Raw genomic sequence first — 23,867 nt, 5'->3', positions numbered from 1 at the left:
GCCGGGAGCCGGCCCCGGTGAGGGCCTTCCGGTCGGTCCCGTGCGCCTCGTACGGCTCACACGCCCCTTGCCCCTCGAACGTACGTCATGCTCCGGGCGTGCCCCGGTTCACCCGAACGGCGCACGGGTCCTTCGAGGGTTCCCGCGATGGCGGAAGCTGTCAGGTGTGCCCGTCCGCGCCGCCGCCGTCCCAGCGCGCCCGCTTCATGTCGAGGCGCGGCAGATGCCCCTGAGCGGCGGCGCCCGCCGCTTTGAGCGGGGTGCCCTCCGCACGGTAGTGATCGAGGGCCCGCAGTTCGTGTCCGGGCAGCAGAGCGCCGTCCGCGCGCACGACGCGCCACCACGGCACGGCGCCCCCGTAGAGGGCCATGACACGCCCGACCTGCCGGGGGCCGCCCTCCTGGAGCCACTCGGCGACGTCCCCGTACGTCATGACCCGGCCCGGCGGGATCAGCTCGGTGACGTCGAGGACCCGCTCGGCGTACTCGGGCAGCGCGTCCGTGTACTCCGCGCGGGCGTCGTCGGGAAGGCTCTGCTCGCTCATCCGCCCCATCCTGCCGCACCGCACCGACAATGCGACGGGCCCGTGACGCTCGGTGGACCTCGCCCCGGAAGGACGCTTCGGGCAGACTGTGCGCCCCGCGTTCGCACCCTGACATCACCGGATGTCGGTCGGGCATGCCACCATCGTGCGGGCGGTGACCGGTGATACGAGATCAAGAAGAGACGATGAAGCAGCAGGGTGTGCATTCCGACGACGCGGAGGGCACCTCTGACGGCGCATCGCGCCCGGACACAGGCGAACCGCCCGCGCGCGGGAGCTCGAAGGAGTACGCGGACGTGGCGCACGTGGACGAGGTGGAGGGCGACGAACCGCTGCTCCCCGCGCGCGTGCACCGTCCCTCGGACCTCATGCGGCTCCTGGCGGGCGTCCTCGCGATCGTGGTGCTCCTGGCGATCGCCGCGTTCGCGCACGGCACGACCTCCGGCCTGGAGCAGGACATCAACAAGGGCACCGGCCAGGCGCCCGACCTGCTGATCAAGATCGCGGGGCTGGCGTCCAGCATCGCGATCCTCCTGGTGCCGGTCGCGTTCGCGATCGAACGGCTGGTCAAGCGCGACGGGCTGCGGATCGCCGACGGCGTCCTGGCGGCCGTCCTCGCGCACGGGGTGACGCTCGCCATGGACCTGTGGGTCGCCAAGGGCGCCCCGGCCTCCATCCGGGACGCGCTCACCCAGCCCTCCCCCGGTGACATCCACGCCCTCACGGACCCGGTGCACGGCTATCTCGCGCCGGTCATCGCCTATATGTCGGCCGTGGGCATGTCACGCCGGCCGCGCTGGCGCGCGGTGCTGTGGATCGTGCTGCTGCTCGACGCGCTGTCGATGCTCGTCACCGGCTACACGACCCCCTTCTCGATCATCCTCACGGTGCTGATCGGCTGGAGCGTCGCCTACGGCACGCTGTACGCGGTCGGCTCGCCGAACGTCCGGCCCACCGGGCGCACGCTGATGGCGGGCCTCAGGACGGTCGGTTTCCGGCCGGTGAGCGCCGCGCGCGTGGAGGCGACGGAGTCCGGGGACAGCGACCGCGGGCGGCGCTACTTCGTCACCCTGGAGGACGGCGCGCCGCTGGACGTGACGGTCGTCGACCGGGAGCAGCAGGCGCAGGGGTTCTTCTACCGCGCGTGGCGCAATCTGGCGCTGCGCGGCTTCGCGACCCGCTCCAGCCTCCAGTCGCTGCGGCAGGCGCTGGAGCAGGAGGCGCTGCTGGCGTACGCGGCGATCGCTGCCGGCGCGAACGCGCCCAAGCTGATCGCGATGTCCGAGCTGGGCCCGGACGCCGTGATGCTGGTCTACGAGCACACCGGCGGGCGCACGCTGGACTCACTGGCGGACGCGGAGATCACCGACGAGGTGCTGCACAACGCGTGGCATCAGGTGCGCGCGCTCCAGTCGCGGCGTATCGCGCACCGCAGGCTCGCGGGGGACGCGATCCTGGTGGATCGTTCCGGCACGGTGATCCTCACCGATCTGCGCGGCGGCGAGATCGCGGCGAGCTCCCTGCTGCTGCTCATGGACATCGCCCAACTGGTGACGACCCTCGGCCTGCGCGTGGGCGCGGAGCGGGCGGTGGCCTCGGCGGTGAGCGTGCTCGGTCCGGACGCGGTCGCCGACTGCCTGCCGATGCTCCAGCCGATCGCGCTGACCCGTTCCACGCGCTCCACGCTGCGCCGGCTGGCCCGGGAGCAGGCGCAGCGTGAGCGGGACGCCGTCCTGGAGGCGTCCAGACAGGCCAAGCAGGCCCGTCCGGAGGCCGCTGAGGAACCAGAGCCGGTCTCCTCCGGAAAAGCCGCCAAAAAGACGCTGAAGGCCGAGGCACGGGCCGAGAAGCGGGCCATGGACGAAGCGGTGGAGGAGGCGCGCGAGGACGACCTCCTCACCCAGATCCGGCACGAGGTGCTGCTCATCCGCCCGCAGGCGCCGGTCGAACCGGCCCGCCTGGAGCGGGTGCGCCCGCGCACGCTGCTGAGCTTCATGGCGGGCGCCCTGGGCGCGTACTTCCTGCTGACACAGCTCACCCACATCGAGTTCGGACCGCTGATCTCCAACGCCGAGTGGGGCTGGGTGGCCGCCGCGGTGGCGTTCTCCGCGCTCAGCTACGTCGCCGCGGCGATGAGCCTCCTGGGGTTCGTGCCGGAACGGGTGCCGTTCCCGCGGACCGTCGCCGCGCAGGTCGCCGGGTCCTTCGTGAAGATCGTCGCGCCGGCCGCGGTCGGCGGGGTCGCCCTCAACACGCGGTTCCTCCAGCGGCAGGGGGTGCGGCCGGGGCTCGCCGTGGCCAGCGTGGGTGCCTCGCAGCTCTTCGGGCTGGGCTGCCACATCGTCATGCTGCTGTCCTTCGGCTACCTGACGGGCATCGAGAAGACGCCGTCGCTGACGCCGTCCCGAACGGTCATCGCCGGGCTGCTGACGGTCGCCGTACTCGTCCTCGTGGTGACGTCGGTGCCGTTCCTGCGGAAGTTCGTCGCCACGCGCGTACGGTCGCTGTTCGCGGGTGTCGTCCCGCGCATGCTGGACATCCTCCAGCGGCCCCAGAAGCTCGTCACCGGCATCGGCGGCATGCTCCTGCTGACCGCCTGCTTCGTGATGTGCCTCGATGCCTCGATCCGTGCGTTCGGCAACGAGTCGACGTCGATCAGCCTCGCCAGCGTCGCGGTCGTCTTCCTCGCCGGCAACGCGCTCGGCTCCGCCGCGCCCACGCCGGGCGGCGTAGGAGCGGTCGAGGCCACCCTCACGGTCGGCCTGATCGCCGTGGGCCTCCCCAAGGAGGTGGCCGCCCCCGCCGTCCTCCTCTTCCGCCTCCTCACCCTCTGGCTCCCGGTCCTCCCCGGCTGGATCGTCTTCAACCACCTGTCCCGCAAGGGCGCGCTGTAGGGAGCCGGTGACACCGAAGCCCCCGACGCGCGCACGCGCCGGATGACCGGCGAACTGTCCCGGTCCCTCGTACGGCTCGCGCCACGCGCGCGGGGGAGGGCCCGGCAGCAGGATGGGGATCATGGCGAAACGTTCCGTCGTGTTGGTCTCCGGCGTTGTGCTGCTGTCGTCCCTGATGGCGGCCTGTGGGGGTGGGGCCGGGGAGGAAGAGCCTGCGGGGCAGAAGCTGGGGTGGAAGGACTGTCCGGCGCCTTCGCAGGCGGAGGGCGGGGGCAACGTGCCGTCTCCGCTGCCGGACGGAGGGACGTGGCAGTGCGCGACGATGCGGGCGCCACGGGACTGGTCGAAGCCTCACGGGGACACGATCGGCATCGCGCTGATCCGCGCGCGGGCGAGTGGTGACGCGGGCGGACGGATCGGCTCGCTGGTGTTCAACTTCGGCGGCCCGGGTGGCTCGGGCGTGACCACTCTGCCGTCGTTCGGCGCGGACTACGACAAGCTCCGCACCCGGTACGACCTGGTGAGCTTCGACCCGCGCGGGGTCGGCCGCAGCGCCGGTGTGAAGTGCGAGAACGACCGGCAGCTGGACGCCTACTTCCAGCAGGACATGACCCCCGACGACGCCACCGAACGCGCCGGACTCCTCGCCGCCACCAAGGAGTTCAACGCGGCCTGCGAGAAGAACTCCCGGAAGATGCTCCCGTACGTACGGACCACCGACGCGGCCCGGGACATGGACCTCATGCGGCAGGTCCTGGGCGACGACAAGCTGTACTACTTCGGCATCTCGTACGGCACCGAGCTGGGCGGCGTCTACGCGCACCTGTTCCCGAAGAACGTCGGCCGCGCGGTCCTGGACGCGGTCGTCGACCCCACGCAGACCTCCGAACAGGGCGCCCTGGGACAGGCGAAGGGCTTCCAGCTCGCCCTGGACAACTACGCCGAGAACTGCGTCTCCCAGACGGAGGACTGCCCCGTCGGCGACACCGCGCAGGGCGTGAAGGACCGGATCGCGGGGCTGCTCAAGAGCCTCGACGCGAAGCCGCTGCCGGGCAACTTCCCGCGCGTGCTGACCCAGACCGCCGCCACGAACGGCATCGCCCAGGCCCTGTACTCGAAGGACTTCTGGGAGTACCTGACCGAAGGTCTGGAGCAGGCGTACGAGGGTGACGGCAAGGTCCTGATGCTGCTGTCGGACCTGATGAACGGCCGCAGCCCGAACGGCGAGTACAGCAACATGACCGCCGCCAACATCGCCATCAACTGCGCCGACGACAAGCCCCGTTACACCCCGGCGGACGTCGAGCGCGGGCTCCCCGGGTTCCGCGCCGCCTCCCCCGTCTTCGGCGACTTCCTCGCCTGGGGCATGGTCAGCTGCACCGGCTGGGCCGTTCCCGGCGCCGCCGGCCACCCCGACGTGAGCGCGCCCGGCGCGGCTCCGGTCCTCGTCGTCGGCAACACCGGCGACCCGGCGACGCCGTACGAGGGTGCTCGCAGGATGGTGGAGGCGCTGGGCAAGGGGGTCGGGGTCGAGCTGACGTACAAGGGCCAGGGACATGGCGCCTACGACAGCAAGGACAAATGTGTCCAGGCCGCGGTGAACGGCTATCTGCTGGACGGGAAGGTCCCGGCGGCGGGAACCGTCTGCCCCCGCTGAAACCGCAGGTCACAGGGTTATCCACAGGCTGACACAGCGTCTGCTTGCTCCCCCTACGATGGCTGCACAGCCGTTCGACGCACGGATCGGGCGGCGCGGAAGCGGGGGGTGCGCGATGGCGCGAATCGTACGGTGGGCCGCGTTGGGAGCGGTCGTGGCGCTGGTGGTGGCCGGGTGCGGCAGTGGGTCGAAGGAGAAGGCGGACGACGGCGGGAAGGCGCCGGCGTCGGACGCTCCCCCGGCGTCCGGGCTCCCCACCCGTCTGACCGGACAGAAGCTCGACTGGCGGCGCTGCACGGGGAGTTCGGCACCGGGCGGCGCGTGGCAGTGCGCGACGATGAAGGCGCCGCTCGACTGGTCGAAGCCCAAGGGGCGGATGATCGACGTCGCGCTGGTGCGGACGAAGTCGAGCGGATCGGCGGACGAGCGGATCGGCTCGCTGCTGTTCAACTTCGGCGGCCCCGGCGGCTCGGGCGTCGATTCCCTGCCGTCGTTCGCCCCGGACTACACCGCGCTGCGCGAGCGCTACGACCTGGTGAGCTTCGACCCGCGCGGGGTGGGCCGCAGCGAGGGCGTGCGCTGCCGCGACGACAAGGAGATCGCCGCCGCCGAGACCGTGGACGCCACGCCGGACACGCCCGCCGAGGAGCGGGCGTTCTTCCAGGACGCGGACAGCTTCGGACAGGGCTGCGAGAAGGCGGCCGGTGAGCTGATGGCCCACGTGTCGACGACCGACACGGCCCGCGACATGGACCTGATGCGCCAGGTCCTGGGCGACGCGAAGACGTACTACTTCGGCGTCTCGTACGGCACCGAACTCGGCGGTGTCTACGCGCACCTGTTCCCGAAGAACGTGGGCCGGCTGGTCCTGGACGCGGTGGTCGACCCGGCCGCCGACGCGGTGGGCCACGCCCGCAACCAGGCCCAGGGCTTCCAGCTGGCGCTCGACAACTACCTGAAGTCGACCGGGCAGGACCCCGAGGAGGGCACCCGGAAGATCGCGGACCTGCTGGAGAGACTGGACGCGAACCCGCTGTCGGCGTCCTCCGGCCGCAGGCTCACCCAGACGCTCGCGGTCACCGGCATCGTCACCCCGCTGTACTCCGAGTCCGCCTGGCCGAGCCTCACCCGCGCGCTGGAGAAGGCTCAGGACGGCGACGGCTCGGGCCTGCTGGTGCTCGCCGACGCCTACAACGAGCGCGACTCCTCGGGGCGTTACGGGACGTCGAGCCACTCCCAGCGGGTCATCTCGTGCCTGGACGACAAGCAGCGTCCGACGGCGGACGAGACGCGGAAGGTCCTCCCGGAGTTCGAGAGGATCTCCCCGGTCTTCGGCCCGTACCTCGCCTGGGACAGCGCGGGCTGGTGCCACGACTGGCCGGTGGCCGGCCAGTACGAGACCCCGGAGGTGAGCGCGGCGGGCGCGGCCCCGATCCTGCTGGTCGGCAACACGGGCGACCCGGCGACCCCGTACGAGGGCGCGCGCAAGATGGCCGACGAGCTGGGCGAGAAGGTCGGGGTGCTGCTCACCTGGAAGGGCGAGGGACACGGCGCGTACGGCAGCGGCAGCGACTGCGTCGACTCGACGGTGGACGCCTACCTGCTGGACGGCACGGTGCCGCGGGACGGAAAGGTCTGCTCATGACGGCGGCGGGGGTCTCCCCCACGCATGGTGGGCGAGACCCCCGCCGTCGGGGAGCGGGAGCGGTCTCAGTAGACGGGCTTGTGCGGTTCGATCTGGTTGACCCAGCCGATGACGCCGCCGCCGACGTGGACGGCGTCGGAGAAGCCGGCCGACTTCAGGACGGCGAGGACTTCCGCACTGCGGACACCCGTCTTGCAGTGCAAGACGATCTTCTTGTCCTGGGGCAGCGACTCCAGGGCGGTGCCGAGGAGGAACTCGTTCTTCGGGATCAGCTTCGCGCCCGGGATGGAGACGATCTCGTACTCGTTCTGCTCGCGGACGTCGATGATCTCGATGTTCTCGCCCTCGTCGATCCACTCCTTGAGCTGCTTCGCGGTGATCGTCGAGCCGAGGGCGGCCTCCTGGGCCTCCTCGGAGACGACGCCGCAGAACGCCTCGTAGTCGATGAGTTCGGTGACCGTCGGGTTCTCGCCGCACACCGCGCAGTCCGGGTCCTTGCGGACCTTGACCTGGCGGTACTGCATCTCCAGGGCGTCGTAGATCATCAGGCGGCCGACGAGGGGCTCACCGGTGCCGGTGAGGACCTTGATGGCCTCGGTGACCTGGATGGAGCCGATGGACGCGCACAGCACGCCCAGGACGCCGCCCTCGGCGCAGGAGGGGACCATGCCCGGCGGCGGGGGCTCCGGGTAGAGGCAGCGGTAGCAGGGGCCGTACTCGGACCAGAAGACCGACGCCTGGCCGTCGAAGCGGTAGATGGAGCCCCACACGTACGGCTTGTTGAGCAGTACGCACGCGTCGTTGACCAGGTAGCGGGTCGCGAAGTTGTCCGTGCCGTCGACGATCAGGTCGTACTGGCTGAAGATGTCCATCACGTTCTCGGCTTCGAGCCGTTCCTCGTGGAGGATCACGTTCACGTACGGGTTGATGCCGAGGACGGAGTCGCGCGCGGACTGCGCCTTGGAGCGGCCGATGTCGGCCTGGCTGTGGATGATCTGCCGCTGGAGGTTGGACTCGTCGACCTCGTCGAACTCGACGATGCCCAGCGTGCCGACACCGGCCGCGGCCAGGTACATCAGCGCCGGCGAGCCCAGGCCGCCGGCGCCGACACAGAGCACCTTCGCGTTCTTCAGCCGCTTCTGCCCGGCCATCCCCACGTCGGGGATGATCAGGTGGCGGGAGTACCTGCGGACCTCGTCTACGGTGAGCTCGGCGGCCGGCTCGACCAGGGGTGGCAGCGACACGGGGACTCCGTTGGTCGGTCAATCACTACAGTTGTTCTCCCCGTAACACTGCCACGCACTTCTTCATTCCGAGACACCTGTTCCGATCCGCGAGACGATCTCGTCCCAGTAGCCGGGCAGGGTCTCCCAGGGGTCGTCCCGGCCGCCCCGGTCGGAACGGTCGGTGAACCAGATGGTCGCCGCGCCCTGCCAGCGCGCGACCCGCAGAGCCTCGTCGAGATGCCCGCGGGGCACGCCGTGCACGAAGTGGCAGAAGCGCTCCGGCGGATGCTCGGCCGTCCACTCCGCCACCTGCGACCAGCGGTAGTCGCTCCAGGCCCCGGAGAAGGTCACCAGCTGGTCGCCGTGCTCGGCGTACCCGGGGTGCGGGTGGGTGCCGTGGCCGAGGACCAGGTGGGCGTCGTCGGCGAACTCCCGCAGCGCGACGGCCAGCAGGCCCGTGCCCGCGAGGCCGGCGCGCTCGACGGGACAGCGGTCCAGGAGGAAGCCGTCGACCCGGTACCAGCTCGCGTAGCGGCCCGCGTCGTCGAGGAGGTCACCCCGCGCGCGGGTGCCATGGACGGCGTCGAGGCGGCCCAGGACGCGCACGCCCGCGTTGCGCAGCCGGCCGGCGGTCTCCAGGCAGTGCGGGTCGGGGCGCGTCCCGGGGCCGTCGGCGACGTCCAGGACGGCCCAGTGCAACGGCGTGCCCGGGCGGGCGAGTTCGCCCCACTCGCCCGGCGCCAGCAGGGGATGCGCGAACCCGGGGACGCCGAAGCCGGTGCGCACCCCGGTGCTCGCCCCGGTCACATGCGGCACGCGGCCTCCATCCAGATGTCCGCGAGGGACTCCTCCAGGTTGATCCGGGGCCGCCAGCCGAGCCGGTCGCGCGCGGTGCGCACGTCGGCCTGCTGCCAGCTCCCGCAGCCGTCCGGGTACGGGTACGCGACCGGCGCGGCGGGGTCGTGCTCGTGCCGGGGGTGGCCGATGGCCGCCCGCATCGGGCCCGGGGGGACGTCGAGTTCGTGCAGCGCGCCCCCGTACCCGGCCACCCGCGCGAGGGTCGCGGCGGCGTCCCGCAGGCGTACGGCGCGGCCGGAGCCGATGTTGATGACGCCCTGCGCGGCGGACAGCGCGGCGGCGTGCACCGCGCGGGCGACGTCCCGGACGTCGATGAAGTCGCGCTGCGCGGCGAGGCCCGCGAGCTTCAGCTCGCCGTCGCCGGACTGCATCGCGCGGCGCATCGCCTCCGCGAGGCGGCCCAGCGGGCTCCCCGCGGGCGTGCCGGGGCCGGCCGGGGAGAACACCCGCAGCACGACCGCGTCGAGGCCGGAGCCGAGGACGAGTTCCGTCGCGGCGAGCTTGCTCACGCCGTACGGGCCGCCGGGGCGCGGGACGGCGTCCTCCGCCGTCGACGAGCCGGGCTGGCTCGGGCCGTACTCGGCGCCGCAGCCGATCTGCACCAGGCGCGCGCCGCAGCCGCTGCGCCGCAGCGCCTCGCAGACGGTGGCGACGGCGACCGTGTTGTGCCGGATCAGCTCCTTCGCGCCGCCGCGCGTGGCGCCCGCGCAGTTGATGACGACCTGGGGGTGGACCGCGTCCAGGAAGCGCGTCAGCGCCCCCGGGCTGCCGGACGCGAGGTCGAACCGCACGTCGGCGTCGTCCCCGCGTCCGAGCGCGGTGAGCTGCGCCGCCGGGTCGGCGAGCAGCCGGTCCGCGACGAACCGGCCGAGGTATCCGTTGGCTCCGATCAGCAGAACCCTCATCGCGCCGCCCCCAGGAAGTGCAGGGAGCGGGTCGCTCCGGGTCGAGGCGTGGTCATCTGGTCTCTCCTTCGAGGGTGGTGCGGTTGCCCGCGGCGGGGTGGTGGGGCGCGCTCGCCACGCGCGTGGGGGGCGGCCGACGAGGGCCGTGCACGGGGGCGAGACGCCGTCCGGCCGCCATGACACGGCCGACACCGGCGCGGCCGTACGGCGGACAGGGGAACGACGCGTCCGGAACGCTGGAGTTGGGTGCGGCTGCCGTGGTGCAGCGTGCGAGTGCCGGGTTCGCCGGGCGGGCGCTCAGCACGGCCGGTCCGTCCGCGCGTGGGCCGATGCCTTCGTGAGGGTGCGGGCCGTGTGGATCAGGAGGGTCGCGGCGGCGGCCGTGGCGGTGAGGGCGGGGAGCGCGGCGGGGCCCCAGGCGGTGAACAGTGTGTCGACCGGGACGGACAGGGCGTCGCAGCCGGGGAGGCGGCCCGCGAGGACGGTGGCCGGCGCGAGGGCCAGGGCGGCGGCAGCGGCGGACAGGACGACGGCGGGGGCGTGCGTGAAGCCGTGGATCGTGAGGAGGCGGGCAAGAAACAGGAGCAGGCCGAGGGGGACCACGCGCGCGTACTCGGCGGGTTCGCCCAGGAGCGCGCCGCACAGCGCCGTGAGGCCCGTGAGGGCGGCCGTGTACAGGGCGACCGTGCCGAGCAGCAGCGGTCGTACGGCTCTGGCGAACTCCTCCATGCCTCGACTGCCGCACACCCTGCGGCCCGCGCGGACGGCGAGGAGGTGGGCGCAGTACGCGGCGGGCGCGCAGGCCAGGGCGAGGGTCAGCAGGGGCGCGGGGGTCAGCGGCCAGGGGGCGTCCGGGGTGAGTCCGGGCGGGCCGTCGGGGCCCCCGGTGACGGTCGCGGCGAGGAAGCCGTCGCCGACAGCGGCGTACAGCAGGAGCCAGCAGGTCGCCGAGGTGGTCCGGTGCGGCACCGGGCGGGGGCGCCGGCGCGGGCTCAGCGGGCCGTGGCGCAGTACGGCGCGCAGCGCGAGGGCGACGGCGAGGACGCCCACGCCGAGGACGGCCTGCCGTTCGGCGCCGGAGGTGCGGTGCAGCCCGGCGACCGTCGCGGCGCACAGGGCGCCCGGGAGGAGGCTGAGCAGCGCCCACGCGGGGCGGGCGGGTGAGGGCAAGCGTTTGGAAGGCGCCTGCTCTGTCGCGGTGTTCTCCCTCGGCACGCGCGCGTACATCTCCTCGGCGAGCGAGAAGACGTCCCGGTGGCGCAGCCGCGCGGCGTCCCGGTCGGTGAACCCCTGCGCCTCCAGTCCTGCGGCGATCTCCAGGGGGTCCACCGCGCGTTCGCACAGCTCCCGGTGGCGGTGCAGCAGTGCCTTGACGGGGTCGACGCCGGTACGCCGAGGCCCTGTGGCGACGACGGTTTCGCGCAACGCCGGAGACTCGCCCAGCGCCGTACGCCCCGGCTCCCCCGGCGCGCGCCCGGTCCACTCCAGCGATCGCTCGTCCCACGCTCCCGGACTCCCCGGTGTCCCGGGCCGGTCGAGCCCTTCCACCCCGCTCACAGGACCCCCTCCACCACCGAAACCGCCGTACACACGGGCCCCGAACCCACCCCCACGGGCACGGCGTACGCCCCGCAGCTCCCGTCGCTCCGAGAGGTGCCCTCGGCCCGCGCCGCAGCCGTCCCTTGAACGGCCGCACGCGCCCCGGCCCTCGCGCCCCCGCAGACCCCGGCCCCGCCTACGGCTCCGGCCCCCTCGAAGACCGCGTCCTCGAAGGCCCCGCCTTCAACAACCGTGCCCTCACCGGCACCCCCAGCCGCCTCGAACGCCTCGCCCCCCGCAACCGCCCACCCCGGCACCCGGCGCCCCGTCCACCGCCCCGCCAGATGCGCCTCCGCGGGCACGCCGAACGGCATCGGCTCCCCGTCCTCGCCGACCACGACACGCCGGACGGGGCACCGGGACACGACGTCCAGATAGATCGCGTCGAACGCCGCGACGTTCTGCTCGACGGTGAACAGCTCCAGCGCACGCGCACGCGCCGCCGCACCCAGGCGCGCACGGCGCTCGGGGTCGCGCAGGAGCGCCACGCACGCCTCCGCGAGCGCCCGCGGATTGCGCGGGGGGACGACGAGCCCGGTGCCGCCTATCGCCTCGACGACGGCGCCGACGTCGGTGGAGACCGTGGCGCGCCCGCAGAGCATGGCCTCGACGAGCCCGTCGGGGAACCCTTCGACGACGCTGGAGAGGACGACGACGGCGCCCGCCGCGTACGCCTCGGCAGCGCCGGGGAGTTCGGGTCCGCCGGGTTCCTCGAAGGAGACGGGGTTGTCGCCGACGGCGTAGGAGCCGGGGGCCTCGTCGGGGAAGAGCTGGGCGGCCAGCGCGCGGCAGTGGCCGAGGTAGGCGGCGCCCTCGGCGTCGGCGGGCGTGCCGACGACGCACAGCCGGGTGCCGGGCTCCTGCCTGCGGACCTCGGCGAAGGCGTGCAGGAGGGAGACCAGGTCCTTGGCGGGCTCGATCCGGCCGACCCACACGAGGGTGCGCGGGTCGGCGCTGTCGGGCGCCTCGCCGGCCTCGGCGAAGGGGCGGGCGTCGAGCCCGGGGTGGACGGTGCGCAGCTTGGCCGGATCGGCGCCGCAGCGCTCCTGCCAGCGGCGCGCGTGCGCGTTGCCGGGCGTGATCCGCGCCGCCCCGCGGTACACCTCGGCGGCGAGCCGCCCGTGGAAGGCGGCGAGCAGGGCGCGTACGGGGGCACCCGCGCGGTGAGGACCGTCTCCCTCGCGCGCGCCTCCCCCACTCCCCTCCCCCTCCGCACTCCTCGCGCTCTCCGCACTCCTCGCGCTCTCCGCGCTCTCGAGGTACTGCGCCCGCAACCGCACCCCGTACTCCGTCACGACGAGCGGCACCCCGAAGAAGTGCCCGGCGAGGAGCCCAGGGAGGGCCACGACGCCGCCTGAGGCCGCGTGGCAGAGGTCGACGGCCCCGAGGGTGTCCTCGTCGTACCAGGGCAGCGACAGGGGCCTCAGGGCCCGTTCCAGGCGGTCCGCGACGGCGAGCAGGTCGGGAACGCGGGCCTCGTGGGCGGCGGGGCGGGCGCCCGGCGCGCGACAGGCGCGTTCCAGGGTGCGTACGGCCCGTTCGGAGCGGAGCGCGCCGGGCAGGCCGCCTTCGTCGCGGGCGAGTTCGGCGAGTGTGTACAGCGCGTTGCCGAAACGGTCCGCCTCTGCGGTGGAGGGGGACGCGGAGCAGATGGCGGCGGCCAGTTCGCCGTACGCGTCCAGGAAGCGCCCGCGTGCGCGGCGGCCGTGGACGATGCCGTCGTCGCAGGGGTCGTCGGGGTGAAGCGTGTAGACGGCGAACTCGTGCTGCCCGAGCCCGCGCACGAGCCGGTCGCACCAGAGTCCGGCGTCACCGCCCAGATGCGGCCGGCCACCCTCCGTCAGCAGTCCGATGCGCACGAGCGCACCCCCGATCTCCCGTTCAGGGAGCCGTCGTTGACCCGACGGCTCACAGCGGGAAGAACGTATGCGGACAAGGCGGTGGTGTGGTGGACGGTTGTCCGTCGCACCACCAAAAGGGGTGAACGGTCGTAACTTTCCCGTGCGGGTCGCGTTCTGTCGCGCTAAGGGATCACACGGTCACCGACCGACGGGCCGAAAATCATATGAAAGCGCCCCAGGGTGACACCCTGGGGCGCTCGGTCGGCTCAGGCCGCCGCCAGCTCCCGCCGTTCGGCGCGCCTGCGCGCGGCGACGCCCGGATCGAGCGCCGGTACGGCCGCCAGGAGCTGTTTCGTGTAGTCCTCGCGCGGCGCGTCGTACACCTCGTCGGCGGGCCCCTCCTCGACGATCCGGCCCTGCCGCATGACGGCCACCCGGTCGCTGACCTGGCGGACGACGGCGAGGTCGTGGGCGACGAAGACGAGCGCGAGGCCCAGTTCGCGCTGGAGCTCGGCCAGGAGGGCGACGACCTGCGCCTGCGTGGTGACGTCGAGCGCCGACACGGGTTCGTCGCAGACGATCACGCGCGGGTCGGCGGCCAGCGCGCGGGCGATGCCGACGCGCTGGCGCTGGCCGCCGCTGAACTCGTGCGGGTAGCGGTCGTAGTGGCCCGCTTCGAGGCCGACGCGCTCCAGGAGCTCCGTCACCCGCGCGCGGATGGCCTTCTCGTCCTTCTCGCCTCGCGCGCGCAGGGGGTCGGCGATCGACTCGCCCACGGTGCGGCGGGGGTTGAGGGAGGAGACGGGGTCCTGGAAGACCATCTGGACGGCAGGGTCCACGCGCGTGTGCGCGTGTCCGTCGTAGCGGATCTCGCCGGCCGTGGGCTTCAGGAGGCCCACCAGCATGCGTCCCAGGGTGGTCTTGCCGCTGCCGCTCTCGCCGACGACCCCGAGGGTCTCGCCCCGGCGGACGGTCAGGGAGACGCCGTCGACGGCCGTGAACGCCTTCTTGCCGCGCCCGAACTCGCGCCGCAGGCCGGTGGCTTCGAGGACGACGTCGTCGGTCGCCCCGGAGACCGTGCGGCGTACGTCCACGCGCGGGACGGCGCCGAGCAGCTCGCGCGTGTACGCGTCCTTCGGGGCGCGGAGGACGTCCCCGACCGTGCCGTGCTCGACGAGCCTGCCGTGGCGCATGACGAGGACGTCGTCGACGCTCTCGGCGGCCACGCCGACGTCGTGGGTGACCAGCAGGAGGCCCATGCCGGTCTCCTCGCGCAGCGTGTGCAGCAGGTCGAGGATCTGGGCTTGGACGGTGACGTCGAGGGCGGTGGTGGGCTCGTCGGCGATCAGCAGGTCCGGTTCGCAGGCGAGGGCCATCGCGATGAGCGCGCGCTGGCGCATGCCGCCGCTGAACTCGTGCGGGCGCGACCGCGACCGGCGGGCCGCGTCGGGGATGCCTACGCGTTCCAGGACCTCGACCGCACGCGCGCGTGCGGCACGCTTCGTGGCACGCGTGTGCACGCGGTACACCTCGGCGATCTGGTCGCCGATCGCGTAGTACGGGTCCAGGGACGACAGCGGGTCCTGGAAGACCATCGCCGCCTTCCCGCCGCGCAGCCGCCGCAGCTCGTCGTCCGAGGCGTCCTGGACGGCCGTCCCGGCGACGGTCACGGAGCCTCCCACACGCGCTCCAGTGCCCCTGTGCAGGCCCAGGAGCGCCGAGGCGACCGTGGACTTGCCGGAGCCCGATTCGCCGACCAGAGCGAGCGCAGCGCCCGCCCGGAGGGTGAAGGAGAGGCCGTCGACGGCCTTCAGGGCGCCGAACTCGACCGTGAGGTCACTGACTTCCACGAGGCTCACGCGAGCACCACCCTCCGGTCGGCCACCGCGTACAGGACGTCCGCGACGGCGTTGGCGAGAACCACGAAGAACCCGATGACCAGGACCATGCCGACGACGACCGGGAGGTCGACGACGCTGACCGCGTGGACCAGCTCCTGGCCGATGCCGGGCAGTCCGAACAGTGTCTCGATGAGGACCGCGCCGCCCACCGCGCTGCCGAAGTCGTTGGCGTTGAGGGCGATGACCGGCGCGAGCGCGCCGCGCAGGGCGTGCCGTCCGATGATCGCCCGCTCGCCAACGCCGTACGCACGGAAGGTGCGGATGTGGTCCTCGGCGAGCGTCTCCAGCATCGACGTACGCGTCAGGCGCGCGAAGTAGGCGGCCTCCGCGAGCGCGAGGGTGAGCCACGGCAGCAGGAGGTTCCACGCCCACTGTTCGGGGTCGTCGGAGAAGTTGACGTACTGCGGGAACGGCAGCAGTTCGAGCTGTCCGCAGACGACGATCATCAGCAGGAGGCCGATGACGAAGACCGGCATGGCGATCCCGGCGAGGGTGACGCCGGTCAGCGCGCGCTCGGTGAACCGGCCGCGCCGCCACACCGACAGCACGCCCGTGCCGACGCCCAGGATCAGCCACAGCACCATCGCGCCGAACACCAGCGACAGGCTGACCGGGAGCTTGCCGAGGATCGTCTGGGTGACCTGCTGGCCGGTCTGGTACGACATGCCGAGGCAGGGCGCCGAGCAGTGCTCGACAGAGGTGCCGGTCGAGTAGTCGTGGCCTACGACGATGCCCTGGAGGAAGTCCCAGTAGCGCAGGTAGAGCGGGTCGTCGAGCTTGAGCTGCTCGGCGACCTGGCGGACCTGTTCCGGCGAGCAGCGCGGGCCGCAGGTGATCTGGGCGACGTTGCCCGGGGTGACGTAGAAGACCACGTAGATGACCGCCGAGAGGGCGATCAGCGTGAGGACGACGCCGACCGCGCGGCGCAGGAGGAATCCGATGAGGCCGTTCACTGCTCGACCCCCTTGGTGGTCTCGGCCTTCGCCTCCTGTTTGCGGCCCGTCCCCACGCGCAGGCGCGATGCCGCGCGCGGGTCGAGGGCGGTGCGGACGCCGTCGGCGAGGACCATGAGGGCCAGCACCGTGACGAACAGGGCGCCCGCGGGCAGCAGCAGGTACTGCGGGGCGGTCTGGTACCAGACGTTGGCGGAGGTGAGCATCTGTCCCCAGGAGGGGGTGGGCGGTTTGACGCCGACGCCGAGGAACGACAGAGCGGCCTCGATGGCGATGTTGGCGGGCGCCATCAGCGCGGCGTACGTGATGACCGGCGCGGCGAGCCCGGGGAGGAGTTCGCGGTGCGCGATGCGCCAGGTGCTCCAGCCGCTGAGCCGGGCGGCGGCGACGTAGTCGCGCTCCTTCAGGCTGAGCGTCTGCGCGCGGGCGATCTTCCCGATCGTGCCCCAGGCGACGAACCCGATGACGAACGAGACGAGCACCGGGCGCGGGAAGCTGTCCGGTACGACGGCCAGCAGGGCCAGCGCCATGATGATCAGCGGCATCGCGACGATGATGTCCGTGATCCGGCTCAACAGTTGATCAACCCATCGGCTGCCGAGCGCGGCCGTGACGCCGACGACGACACCGAGGACGACCTGGACGACGGTCGCCGCGAGCGCGACGCCGAGGGAGACGCGGGCGCCGTAGACGAGGCGGGCGAACAGGTCGCGGCCGGTCTGCGGCTCGACGCCGAACCAGTGGTCGGCGCTGATGCCGCCGAAGGAGCCGACGGGCACGCCGCCGCGCGCCGAGTCGACCAGGTCGGGGTGGTAGGTGGTGGGGTCCTGGCCCTCCAGGGCCGTGAGGAGGGGCGCGGCGAGCGCGACCAGGACCAGCAGGGCGACGGCAGCCGCCGCGACCATGGCGGCACGCTGTGCGCGCAGCCGCCGCCAGAACTGACGGGCACCCGAAGCCCCCGGGACGGCGGTGTCCGTCCCGGGGGCCTGGGTGGCGTGGAGTGCCTGACTCATGTTGATTGCTTGATCGTCGTTGATTGTGTGTATCGACTACTTGACCGCGACCTGCGAGATGTCCAGGACACCCGTCCAGTCACTGATCACGACGTTCTTGATGTCCTTGCCGTAGAGCCGCTTGTAGACGGGGTGGAACAGCGGGACGGTCAGCGCCTGCTCGCCGATCTTCTTGTCGAGGGCGCCCCAGCGCTTGGCGGCGGCGTCGAGGTCGGTCAGCTTGTTGATCGCGTCGATCTCGTCGTTGACCGACTTGTCGTTCAGCTGGGCGGAGTTGAAGTTCGCGCCGTCCGTGACGATCTGGCGGCCGTCGAAGATCGGGGCGAGGAACGGGCCGCCGGAGGGCCAGTCGGCGCCCCAGTGGGCGAGGAAGAGGCCCGGCTCGGTCTTCACGCTCTGGATCGTGTCGGAGTAGTCGTTGTCCTCAAGACCCTGGAGCTTGACGGTGATGCCGGCCTTCTTGAGCGCGTCCTGGATCGCGGTCGCGATCTCCGGGCCGGTCTCGGGGTTCTTGTCGTTGGAGTGCGTCAGGGTGACGGTCAGCCCGTTCGGGAAGCCCGCTTCCTTCAGCAGTTCCTTGGCCTTGGCGGCGTCGCCCGTCGCACCGGCCGGGAAGAGGTCGTACGGCGTGTAGCCGAAGGACTTCTGGTTCGGCAGGTAGGTGGTGGCGGGTTCGGCGAGCGCGGAGCCGCCGGCCGCGTTGATCACGGAGGAGCGGTCGACGGCGTAGGAGATCGCCTGGCGGACCTTCGGGTTGTCGAACGGCTTCACCTTCGGGTTGAAGGCGATGTAGTTCGTGTAGCCGAAGTGACCGGTGCCCACGCGCGAGGCGAGGTTCTTGTCGCCGGTCACCTTCGCGAGTTCGGCCGGGCCGAGGTTGGTGTCCGTGGTGACCGCGGCGGCGTCCGCCCCTTGGGACGCGGACAGCCGCTGGTTGATCACCGCGGAGTCGAGGCCGGAGCGTACGTCGATCTTGTCCGGGTACGCCTTGCGCTCGGCGTCCGTCGCGGCCGACCAGTTGGGGTTGCGGTCCAGGACGACGTGCTCGCCGTTGTTCTCGTTCGTGACGACCTTGTAGGGGCCGGACGAGACGGGGTGCTCGACGTACTTGGTGCCGGTGTCCTTGGCCTTCGGGACCGGCGCGAACTGCGTCTGCGTCGCCAGGAAGGGGAACTCGCCCTCGGGCTTGTTCAGGTGGAAGACGATGGTCCGCGCGTCCGGCGTCTCGATCGCCGCGAGGCCCTTGGGGTCCTTGTAGGGGCCCTGGTAGCCGGCGGCGCCGACCAGCCAGTCCCGCAGGTAAGGGGCGCCGCCGGACAGCTCGGGCGCGAAGGAGCGCTCGATGCCGTACTTGATGTCGGCGGTCGTGATCGCGGTGCCGTCCTCGTACTTGAGGCCCTCCTTGAGGGTGTACGTCCACACGGTCGCGTCCTTGTTGGGACGGCCGGTGTCGGTGGCGAGGTCGGGGACGACCTTCGCGCCCTCGGCGCCGTTCTCGCGGTTGCGGGTGGTGAGTGTGCGGAAGAGGAGGGACGGCACGTTGCCGCCGCCGGAGGTGTAGAGGCGGGCCGGGTCCAGGTTCTTCTGGGGGTTGGCGTTGAGTACCGAGAGGGTGCCGCCCTTGTGCGGCGTTGCGTCGGCACCGGAGGAGCCCTTGGCGTCGTTGTCGTCCGGCCCGCAGGCGGCGACACCCGCTGCCACGACCAGGGTGACGGACGCCGCGGCCACGCGGCGGGCTATGACGGACGGTTGACGCATCGGTGGGGGCCTCTCGATTGACCGGACCGGTCGGGTTGACCGGGCTGATTGTGTTGACTGCGAGGTTGATTCAGTGGACCGAGTTGATCGGATCGTCCCGCATCTCGACAGTCGTCCCGATATTCGAGACGAATTGACGAGGAGTGAGACGATCGCGGACAAACGTCTGCCCCGGCGGCGGAGAGTCGAAGGAAAGTGACCCTGGTCACGACATAAGGCTGGGGATCCGACGCGCGCACGCATGAGGGCGGGGCGTCAGCAACAGTGGATGTCGGCTACACAGAGCGCGGTCACGCCGATGAGCGCGAGCTCGATGGCTGCGCTGGAGACAGCATGACTAGACCACATGGGCAGAAATATGAACGAAAATCGGTGCGCATGTCAACGTGACTTATGAGTCGTTTGTCAACTGCCCGGGTACGCCCAGGGGTTGGGTCGGCAGTGGATCCCCTTGAAGACCAGGAACTTCGTCTGCTGCTGCATGACGGGGGCCAGGTCGCCGTCCTTGTCGCACGTCTCGTGCCCGTACCCGAGCCGGTGCCCCACCTCGTGGTTGATCAGCATCTGCCGGTACAGGTACATCTGGTCGCCGTACGTCTGCGAACCCTGTGCCCAGCGGTACGCGTTGATCATCACGCGCTCGGTGGCGGTGGAGTTGCAGGACACGTTGTCCTGCGTGGTGTCCAGGCCGGACTTGTCGCACCAGAACGCGGTGGTGCCGGGACTCGCGAGCGTGATGACGAAATCCGGCCGTCCGCTGTAGATCCGCTCGAAGGTACGGGCCCCGTTGTGCGCCCAGCTCCGGTTGTCGTTCAGGGTCTTCTGCACGGCCTGCGCGAACAGCCCGCCGTCCAGCCCCATCCCCTGCTCGACGTCGACCCGGTACGTGTACTTCCGGCCCTTCCCGGGCGCCTTGTCGACCCCTGGCACCGCGTCGAACTTCCCGGACCCCTTGAGGTCCGCGGCCAGCGGGTACTTCACGGCCATCTTCTCGTCGTACGACAGCGGCTTCACGTCCGCCGGCACGGACGGGCTCGGGACGACGCCGGCCGCGCCGCCCGCCTGCGTGGACCGTTCGCTCTGCGACTCGGTGCGGGCCGTGTCGTCGCTGCCGTCGTCGGTGACCTGTCCGGCGACGACCACGGCGAGGACGGTGGTGACGGCCGCCGCGGCGATGCCGGTGAAGGCGCGGCCCTTGGCGCTCTTCGTCGGGGCCGGGGTCTCGGCGTCACTGTCGGGGTTGATCGGGTCGACCGGGTTGAGCGGTGTCGATGGGTGGTCGATACCTCGATCAACATCGTCAAGTCGGTCACGTCGATCAAGTTGGTCAATGAGATCGACGTCCATATGGACGGCCGTGTCCATACGACCGGACCTGTTGACCACATTGACGGCATTGACGGCATGACCGCCGCCGTCCACCTGACCCGCCCCATCCCCGAACGCGTCCAGATACTCCCGCCGCGGTCCACCCCCCACCCGCGGCCTCGGCACGACGGACGGCCGCCCCGCGCCGCCCTCCCCCAGCGCACCCCAGCCGCCCCCGGCCTCCCGCTGCTCGGGATGCCCCCCGCGCACGGAGGGGAACCCGCGCGCGGGCGTCCCGTCGAGCGGGGGAAAACCGTAGGGAGGCGTCCCCTGAGGAACACCCCCCTGGGGCGCACCGTTCCCGCGATAGGGCCCGGCGGAGGGCGCCCCGCTCTCGTGCCAGGACGCCTCGGAGTTGCGCGTGGGCAGCGGAGGCCGCTCCCCGGAACCCTCCTGCGAGGGAGACGCACCGCGCGGGGAAGCCGCGCCATCGGCGGGAACCCCGCCCTGCGCGGCCTCCGCCCCCTTCTTCGCCGGTTTCGGCGCGGGCCCCCGTCGGCTGTGCCGTCCCACGCGCCTCAGCTCCCGGTGTCGGCGTCGGCGGTCTGGGCGAGGAGGTCCCGGAAGGCGGCGGCGACGGCCTCCGGGTACTCCATCATCGCGACGTGCCCGGCGTCGGGCAGGGACAGCAGCCGGGAGTCGCGGAAGGTGCGCTCGGCCTTGCGGGCCATGCGGTAGCCGACGAGCTGGTCGCGGGCGCCGTAGACCAGCAGCGTGGGGGCGAGGACGCGGGCGGCCTGGCGCCACATGTTGTGCTGGCCGCCGAGGGTGTAGGAGTTGACGAGCCCGCGCGCGGAGCGCGTCATCGCGTCCCAGAAGTACGGCAGCCGCAGCCGCCGCTCCATCTCCTCGACGGCGGCCTGGAAGCCCTCCGGCGTCACGCGCGCGGGATCGCCGTAGCAGAGCGCCGTGACGCCCCGGACGCGGTCCTCCGGCGTCCAGTCGCGGCTGAGGCGGGTGAACAGGGCGGTCACTCCGGGCACGGCGAGCAGTCCCGTCGGGACGGCGGTGCGCTGGACGCGGATCTCGGGGAGGGCCGGCGAGACCAGGGTGAGCGTGCGGACCAGGTCGGGCCGGACGGCCGCGACGCGCGTGGAGACCGCGCCGCCCAGGGAGTTGCCGAACAGGTGCACCGGGCCGCGCCCCGAGGAGTCGAGGAGGTGGATGACCGCGCGCGCGTGGGAGGAGACCGAGTAGTTGCCGTCGTCCGGCGGCGGAGAGTCGCCGAAGCCCGGCAGGTCGACGGCCTCGCTGTCGACGTCGCCCTCCAGGCTCCGCATCAGCTCCGACCAGTTCTGCGAGGAACCGCCCAGGCCGTGGACGTACAGCGCCGGAGGCAGCCCCGCGCGCGCGGGTGGCCGGGAACGGACCGTGAGCGTCGCCCCGGGCAGCCGCACCGACCTCAGGCGCTCGCCTTCCGCGACCCGGACGGGCAACACCTGGGGAAAGGCGTTGACGGGCGGCGGAGTTGGCACCTCGGTCGAAGACATGCGGCAATGTTACGAGAGGATCACACCCCCTTACACGCGATCGCCGTCACAGAAGGCGTGACGGAACGCACAAAGGGGGAACGGAACCGATCACGCAGGAACGCGACCGGTCGGCGGACGTCACGCGCGCCCGCGCCGGCTGCGCGGCATGGCACCCGCGCGGGACGTCTCCTAGGCTCGGAAGGGACTCGGCATCACCCTGGCCCATCGGCCTCACCCGGACCCCGGTGGACGCGAACCCCAGCGGAAGGGAGACCCGTCATGACCACCGACCCCGTCGACCCCACGGATCCCGACACCTTCGAGCACGACGGACAGCGCGACGAGCAGACCGACGTCGAGGCCCCCGAGAACGACGCCGCCGAACAGCGCGCGGAGCTGACCCCGCGCCAGGACGACTCCCTGGAGGACGCGGACCCGACCCGCGCCGCCGAGGGGGACCTGCTGGAGCAGGCCCGGGTGGTCGCGCAGGACGAGGACGACTACCGCTGAGTCGGCCGGCCACCTCCGGGACGGCCGCCGAGAGCGCCTCGTATGCCCGGAACGTGCCGGGCCGAAACCCCTCGTGTCACTTCTGCGCGGCTTTTCCCACTGCCCCGGTCCGTGAAATTCTGCGCTCGCACCGCGCACACCACGGTTACCGAAAAGTACGATGGCGACGCGGCCAAGCACAGCACACCGCATGTGGACAACTTTGGGAGGCGGCGTGACAGCCATCGAGCAGACTGAGGCTACGCGCCCGCGAGGCACGCGCCTGCCGCGCCGTGCCCGGCGGAACCAGTTGCTGGGCGCCGCCCAGGAAGTGTTCGTGGCACAGGGCTACCACTCGGCCGCCATGGACGACATCGCCGAACGCGCGGGCGTCAGCAAGCCGGTGCTCTACCAGCACTTTCCGGGCAAGCTCGACCTGTACCTCGCGCTCCTCGACCAGCACTGCGAGGCGCTGATCCAGGCGGTGCGCACGGCGCTGGCGTCGACGACCGACAACAAGCAGCGCGTGCGCGCGACGATGGACGCGTACTTCGCGTACGTGGAGGACGAGGGCGGCGCTTTCCGGCTGGTCTTCGAGTCGGACCTGACGAACGAGCCGGCCGTGCGCGAGCGCGTCGACAAGGTGGCGAACGAGTGCGCGGAGGCGATCTGCGACGTCATCGCCGAGGACACGGGCCTCTCGCGCGCGGAGTCGATGCTGCTGGCCTCCGGGCTCGGCGGGCTCGCCCAGGTCGTCGCCCGCTCGTGGCTGCACAGCGACCGCAGCGTCCCGCGCGACCAGGCCGTCCAGCTGCTGGCCTCGCTCGCCTGGCGCGGCATCGCCGGGTTCCCGCTGCACGGGGTGGAACAGCACGGCACGGAACAGTCCGGCACGGAAACCCACTGACGTCACGGCTCGCGTTTTTGTTCCCGGACGGTGTTCGCTCCTGGCGTGGGTGGCCAGCGCCGTGTCCGTCGCCCCGCCGGGCTAATGTGTGCAGCGTACGGCGCGGACGCCCGCGCACTCACTGACCGTCGGAGGGACATAGCCGTGGAGGTCAAGATCGGCGTGCAGCACGCACCCCGCGAGATCGTTCTGGAGAGCGGTCAGAGTGCCGAGGAGGTCGAGCGGGCGGTGGCCGAGGCACTGGCGGGCCAGTCGTCGCTGCTCAGCCTCGTGGACGACCACGGGCGCAAGGTCCTGGTCCCCGCGGACCGTCTGGCCTACGTGGAGCTCGGCGAGCCGGCCCCGCGCAAGGTGGGCTTCGGCGCGTAAGGCACATGCACGGCGAGGGCCCGGCGACTGGTGACAGTCGCCGGGCCCTTGATCGTTTCTTCACGGACGGAGCACATCTCCCACACAGGGGAGGATTGCATTCCGCAGGTCACGGGTATGACGGCTACGACCTTGGTGCACGGGACGGCCGTACGGGAGGGACCCACATGATCTTCGAAGCGCTCGCTTCCGCGATGCTCGGTCTGGCACTCGCGTGGGCAGCGGTCCGCCGCCTCCCGCACCGTCTCCCGGCCGCCTCCCTGGTCCTGACGACCGGCACGGCCGGAGCCCTGTTCGGCGACTTCGTCACGCACACGGCGTTCGCCTCGGGCCTGCTGCCGAGCCTGCTGGGAGCGGTGGTCGTGGCGACGGCGTCCCTGTCGCTGCTGCTGCGCCCGTCAGCGGGGCGCCTGCGGGAGCGATCGATCCCGGCGTGACGCCGGGACACCCACGGCGGGGACACCAACG

General features: G+C 72.0%; 21 protein-coding genes. 7 read left to right on the top strand and 14 right to left on the bottom strand.

Annotated elements, in window-relative coordinates:
* Window positions 1-160 precede the first annotated feature (160 nt).
* On the bottom strand, window positions 161-544 hold the full coding sequence (locus J8M50_RS31550; RefSeq protein ID WP_010350473.1) for an MGMT family protein: 384 nt from the start codon (window positions 542-544) through the stop codon (window positions 161-163).
* Window positions 545-729: 185 nt separating this feature from the next.
* Here J8M50_RS31550 and J8M50_RS31545 point away from each other — a divergent pair, with 185 nt between their 5' ends.
* The 3 genes from J8M50_RS31545 to J8M50_RS31535 all read left to right on the top strand — a co-directional run bounded on the left by J8M50_RS31545 (window position 730) and on the right by J8M50_RS31535 (window position 6,740).
* On the top strand, window positions 730-3,438 hold the full coding sequence (locus J8M50_RS31545) for a lysylphosphatidylglycerol synthase domain-containing protein (protein ID WP_010350474.1): 2,709 nt from the start codon (window positions 730-732) through the stop codon (window positions 3,436-3,438).
* A gap of 112 nt (window positions 3,439-3,550) precedes the next feature.
* Entirely contained in the window at window positions 3,551-5,095 is a 1,545-nt protein-coding gene (locus J8M50_RS31540; RefSeq protein ID WP_010350476.1) for an alpha/beta hydrolase, read from the top strand.
* A 115-nt stretch (window positions 5,096-5,210) separates the two neighbouring features.
* Window positions 5,211-6,740 (top strand): alpha/beta hydrolase, encoded by a 1,530-nt coding sequence (locus tag J8M50_RS31535; RefSeq protein ID WP_010350477.1) that lies wholly within the window; start codon window positions 5,211-5,213, stop codon window positions 6,738-6,740.
* 65 nt (window positions 6,741-6,805) lie between these two features.
* Here the strand turns inward: J8M50_RS31535 and moeZ are convergent, their stop codons facing one another.
* The 13 genes from moeZ to J8M50_RS31475 form a co-directional block, all read right to left on the bottom strand.
* Window positions 6,806-7,984, bottom strand: a complete 1,179-nt coding sequence (gene moeZ, locus J8M50_RS31530) for an adenylyltransferase/sulfurtransferase MoeZ (RefSeq protein WP_010350478.1) — start codon at window positions 7,982-7,984, stop codon at window positions 6,806-6,808.
* Window positions 7,985-8,047: 63 nt separating this feature from the next.
* Window positions 8,048-8,782, bottom strand: a complete 735-nt coding sequence (locus J8M50_RS31525) for a spherulation-specific family 4 protein (protein ID WP_029183380.1) — start codon at window positions 8,780-8,782, stop codon at window positions 8,048-8,050.
* The gene (locus tag J8M50_RS31520) at window positions 8,770-9,729 is read right to left on the bottom strand and encodes an NAD-dependent epimerase/dehydratase family protein (protein ID WP_010350480.1); all 960 of its coding nucleotides are present in this window, start codon (window positions 9,727-9,729) and stop codon (window positions 8,770-8,772) included. The genes J8M50_RS31525 and J8M50_RS31520 overlap by 13 nt, the downstream gene beginning before the upstream one ends.
* Window positions 9,730-9,781: 52 nt before the next feature.
* Window positions 9,782-10,033 carry a hypothetical protein gene (locus J8M50_RS31515; protein ID WP_141655525.1) on the bottom strand — a complete coding sequence of 84 codons (252 nt, stop codon included), beginning with the start codon at window positions 10,031-10,033 and terminating at the stop codon, window positions 9,782-9,784.
* Complete coding sequence (locus tag J8M50_RS31510; RefSeq protein WP_010350481.1) at window positions 10,027-11,286, bottom strand: hypothetical protein; 1,260 nt, start codon at window positions 11,284-11,286, stop codon at window positions 10,027-10,029. Before J8M50_RS31510 ends, J8M50_RS31515 begins: the two co-directional genes overlap by 7 nt.
* The gene (locus J8M50_RS31505) at window positions 11,283-13,187 is read right to left on the bottom strand and encodes a glycosyltransferase (protein ID WP_010350482.1); all 1,905 of its coding nucleotides are present in this window, start codon (window positions 13,185-13,187) and stop codon (window positions 11,283-11,285) included. The genes J8M50_RS31510 and J8M50_RS31505 overlap by 4 nt, the downstream gene beginning before the upstream one ends.
* A gap of 248 nt (window positions 13,188-13,435) precedes the next feature.
* Window positions 13,436-15,028 (bottom strand): dipeptide ABC transporter ATP-binding protein, encoded by a 1,593-nt coding sequence (locus J8M50_RS31500; protein WP_010350483.1) that lies wholly within the window; start codon window positions 15,026-15,028, stop codon window positions 13,436-13,438.
* Window positions 15,025-16,023, bottom strand: a complete 999-nt coding sequence (locus J8M50_RS31495; protein WP_010350485.1) for an ABC transporter permease — start codon at window positions 16,021-16,023, stop codon at window positions 15,025-15,027. The genes J8M50_RS31500 and J8M50_RS31495 overlap by 4 nt, the downstream gene beginning before the upstream one ends.
* Window positions 16,020-17,036 (bottom strand): ABC transporter permease, encoded by a 1,017-nt coding sequence (locus tag J8M50_RS31490; RefSeq protein ID WP_010350486.1) that lies wholly within the window; start codon window positions 17,034-17,036, stop codon window positions 16,020-16,022. The genes J8M50_RS31495 and J8M50_RS31490 overlap by 4 nt, the downstream gene beginning before the upstream one ends.
* 36 nt (window positions 17,037-17,072) lie before the next feature.
* Window positions 17,073-18,794, bottom strand: a complete 1,722-nt coding sequence (locus J8M50_RS31485; RefSeq protein ID WP_010350487.1) for an ABC transporter substrate-binding protein — start codon at window positions 18,792-18,794, stop codon at window positions 17,073-17,075.
* A gap of 255 nt (window positions 18,795-19,049) precedes the next feature.
* Window positions 19,050-19,142, bottom strand: a complete 93-nt coding sequence (locus J8M50_RS50210) for an Ms4533A family Cys-rich leader peptide (protein ID WP_319060891.1) — start codon at window positions 19,140-19,142, stop codon at window positions 19,050-19,052.
* Between the two features lie 57 nt (window positions 19,143-19,199).
* On the bottom strand, window positions 19,200-20,675 hold the full coding sequence (locus J8M50_RS31480) for a DUF3152 domain-containing protein (protein WP_075692856.1): 1,476 nt from the start codon (window positions 20,673-20,675) through the stop codon (window positions 19,200-19,202).
* Between the two features lie 5 nt (window positions 20,676-20,680).
* The gene (locus J8M50_RS31475) at window positions 20,681-21,652 is read right to left on the bottom strand and encodes an alpha/beta fold hydrolase (RefSeq protein WP_040835281.1); all 972 of its coding nucleotides are present in this window, start codon (window positions 21,650-21,652) and stop codon (window positions 20,681-20,683) included.
* Window positions 21,653-21,913: 261 nt separating this feature from the next.
* Between J8M50_RS31475 and J8M50_RS31470 the strand changes: the two genes are divergently transcribed.
* The 4 genes from J8M50_RS31470 (at window position 21,914) to J8M50_RS31455 (ending at window position 23,836) form a co-directional block, all read left to right on the top strand.
* Window positions 21,914-22,144 carry a hypothetical protein gene (locus J8M50_RS31470; RefSeq protein WP_010350490.1) on the top strand — a complete coding sequence of 77 codons (231 nt, stop codon included), beginning with the start codon at window positions 21,914-21,916 and terminating at the stop codon, window positions 22,142-22,144.
* 214 nt (window positions 22,145-22,358) lie between these two features.
* Complete coding sequence (locus J8M50_RS31465; RefSeq protein ID WP_029183381.1) at window positions 22,359-23,030, top strand: TetR/AcrR family transcriptional regulator; 672 nt, start codon at window positions 22,359-22,361, stop codon at window positions 23,028-23,030.
* A 144-nt stretch (window positions 23,031-23,174) separates the two neighbouring features.
* On the top strand, window positions 23,175-23,399 hold the full coding sequence (locus J8M50_RS31460; RefSeq protein WP_010350493.1) for a DUF3107 domain-containing protein: 225 nt from the start codon (window positions 23,175-23,177) through the stop codon (window positions 23,397-23,399).
* Between the two features lie 167 nt (window positions 23,400-23,566).
* A complete protein-coding gene (locus J8M50_RS31455; protein WP_010350495.1) occupies window positions 23,567-23,836 on the top strand; it encodes a hypothetical protein in 270 nt (89 codons plus the stop codon).
* Window positions 23,837-23,867: the final 31 nt, after the last annotated feature.

This window comes from Streptomyces acidiscabies, from assembly GCF_020010905.1.
Lineage (GTDB): Bacteria > Actinomycetota > Actinomycetes > Streptomycetales > Streptomycetaceae > Streptomyces > Streptomyces acidiscabies.
The sequence above is the reverse complement of the archived record's forward strand: the minus strand, read 5'-3'. Positions and strand labels throughout refer to the sequence as shown.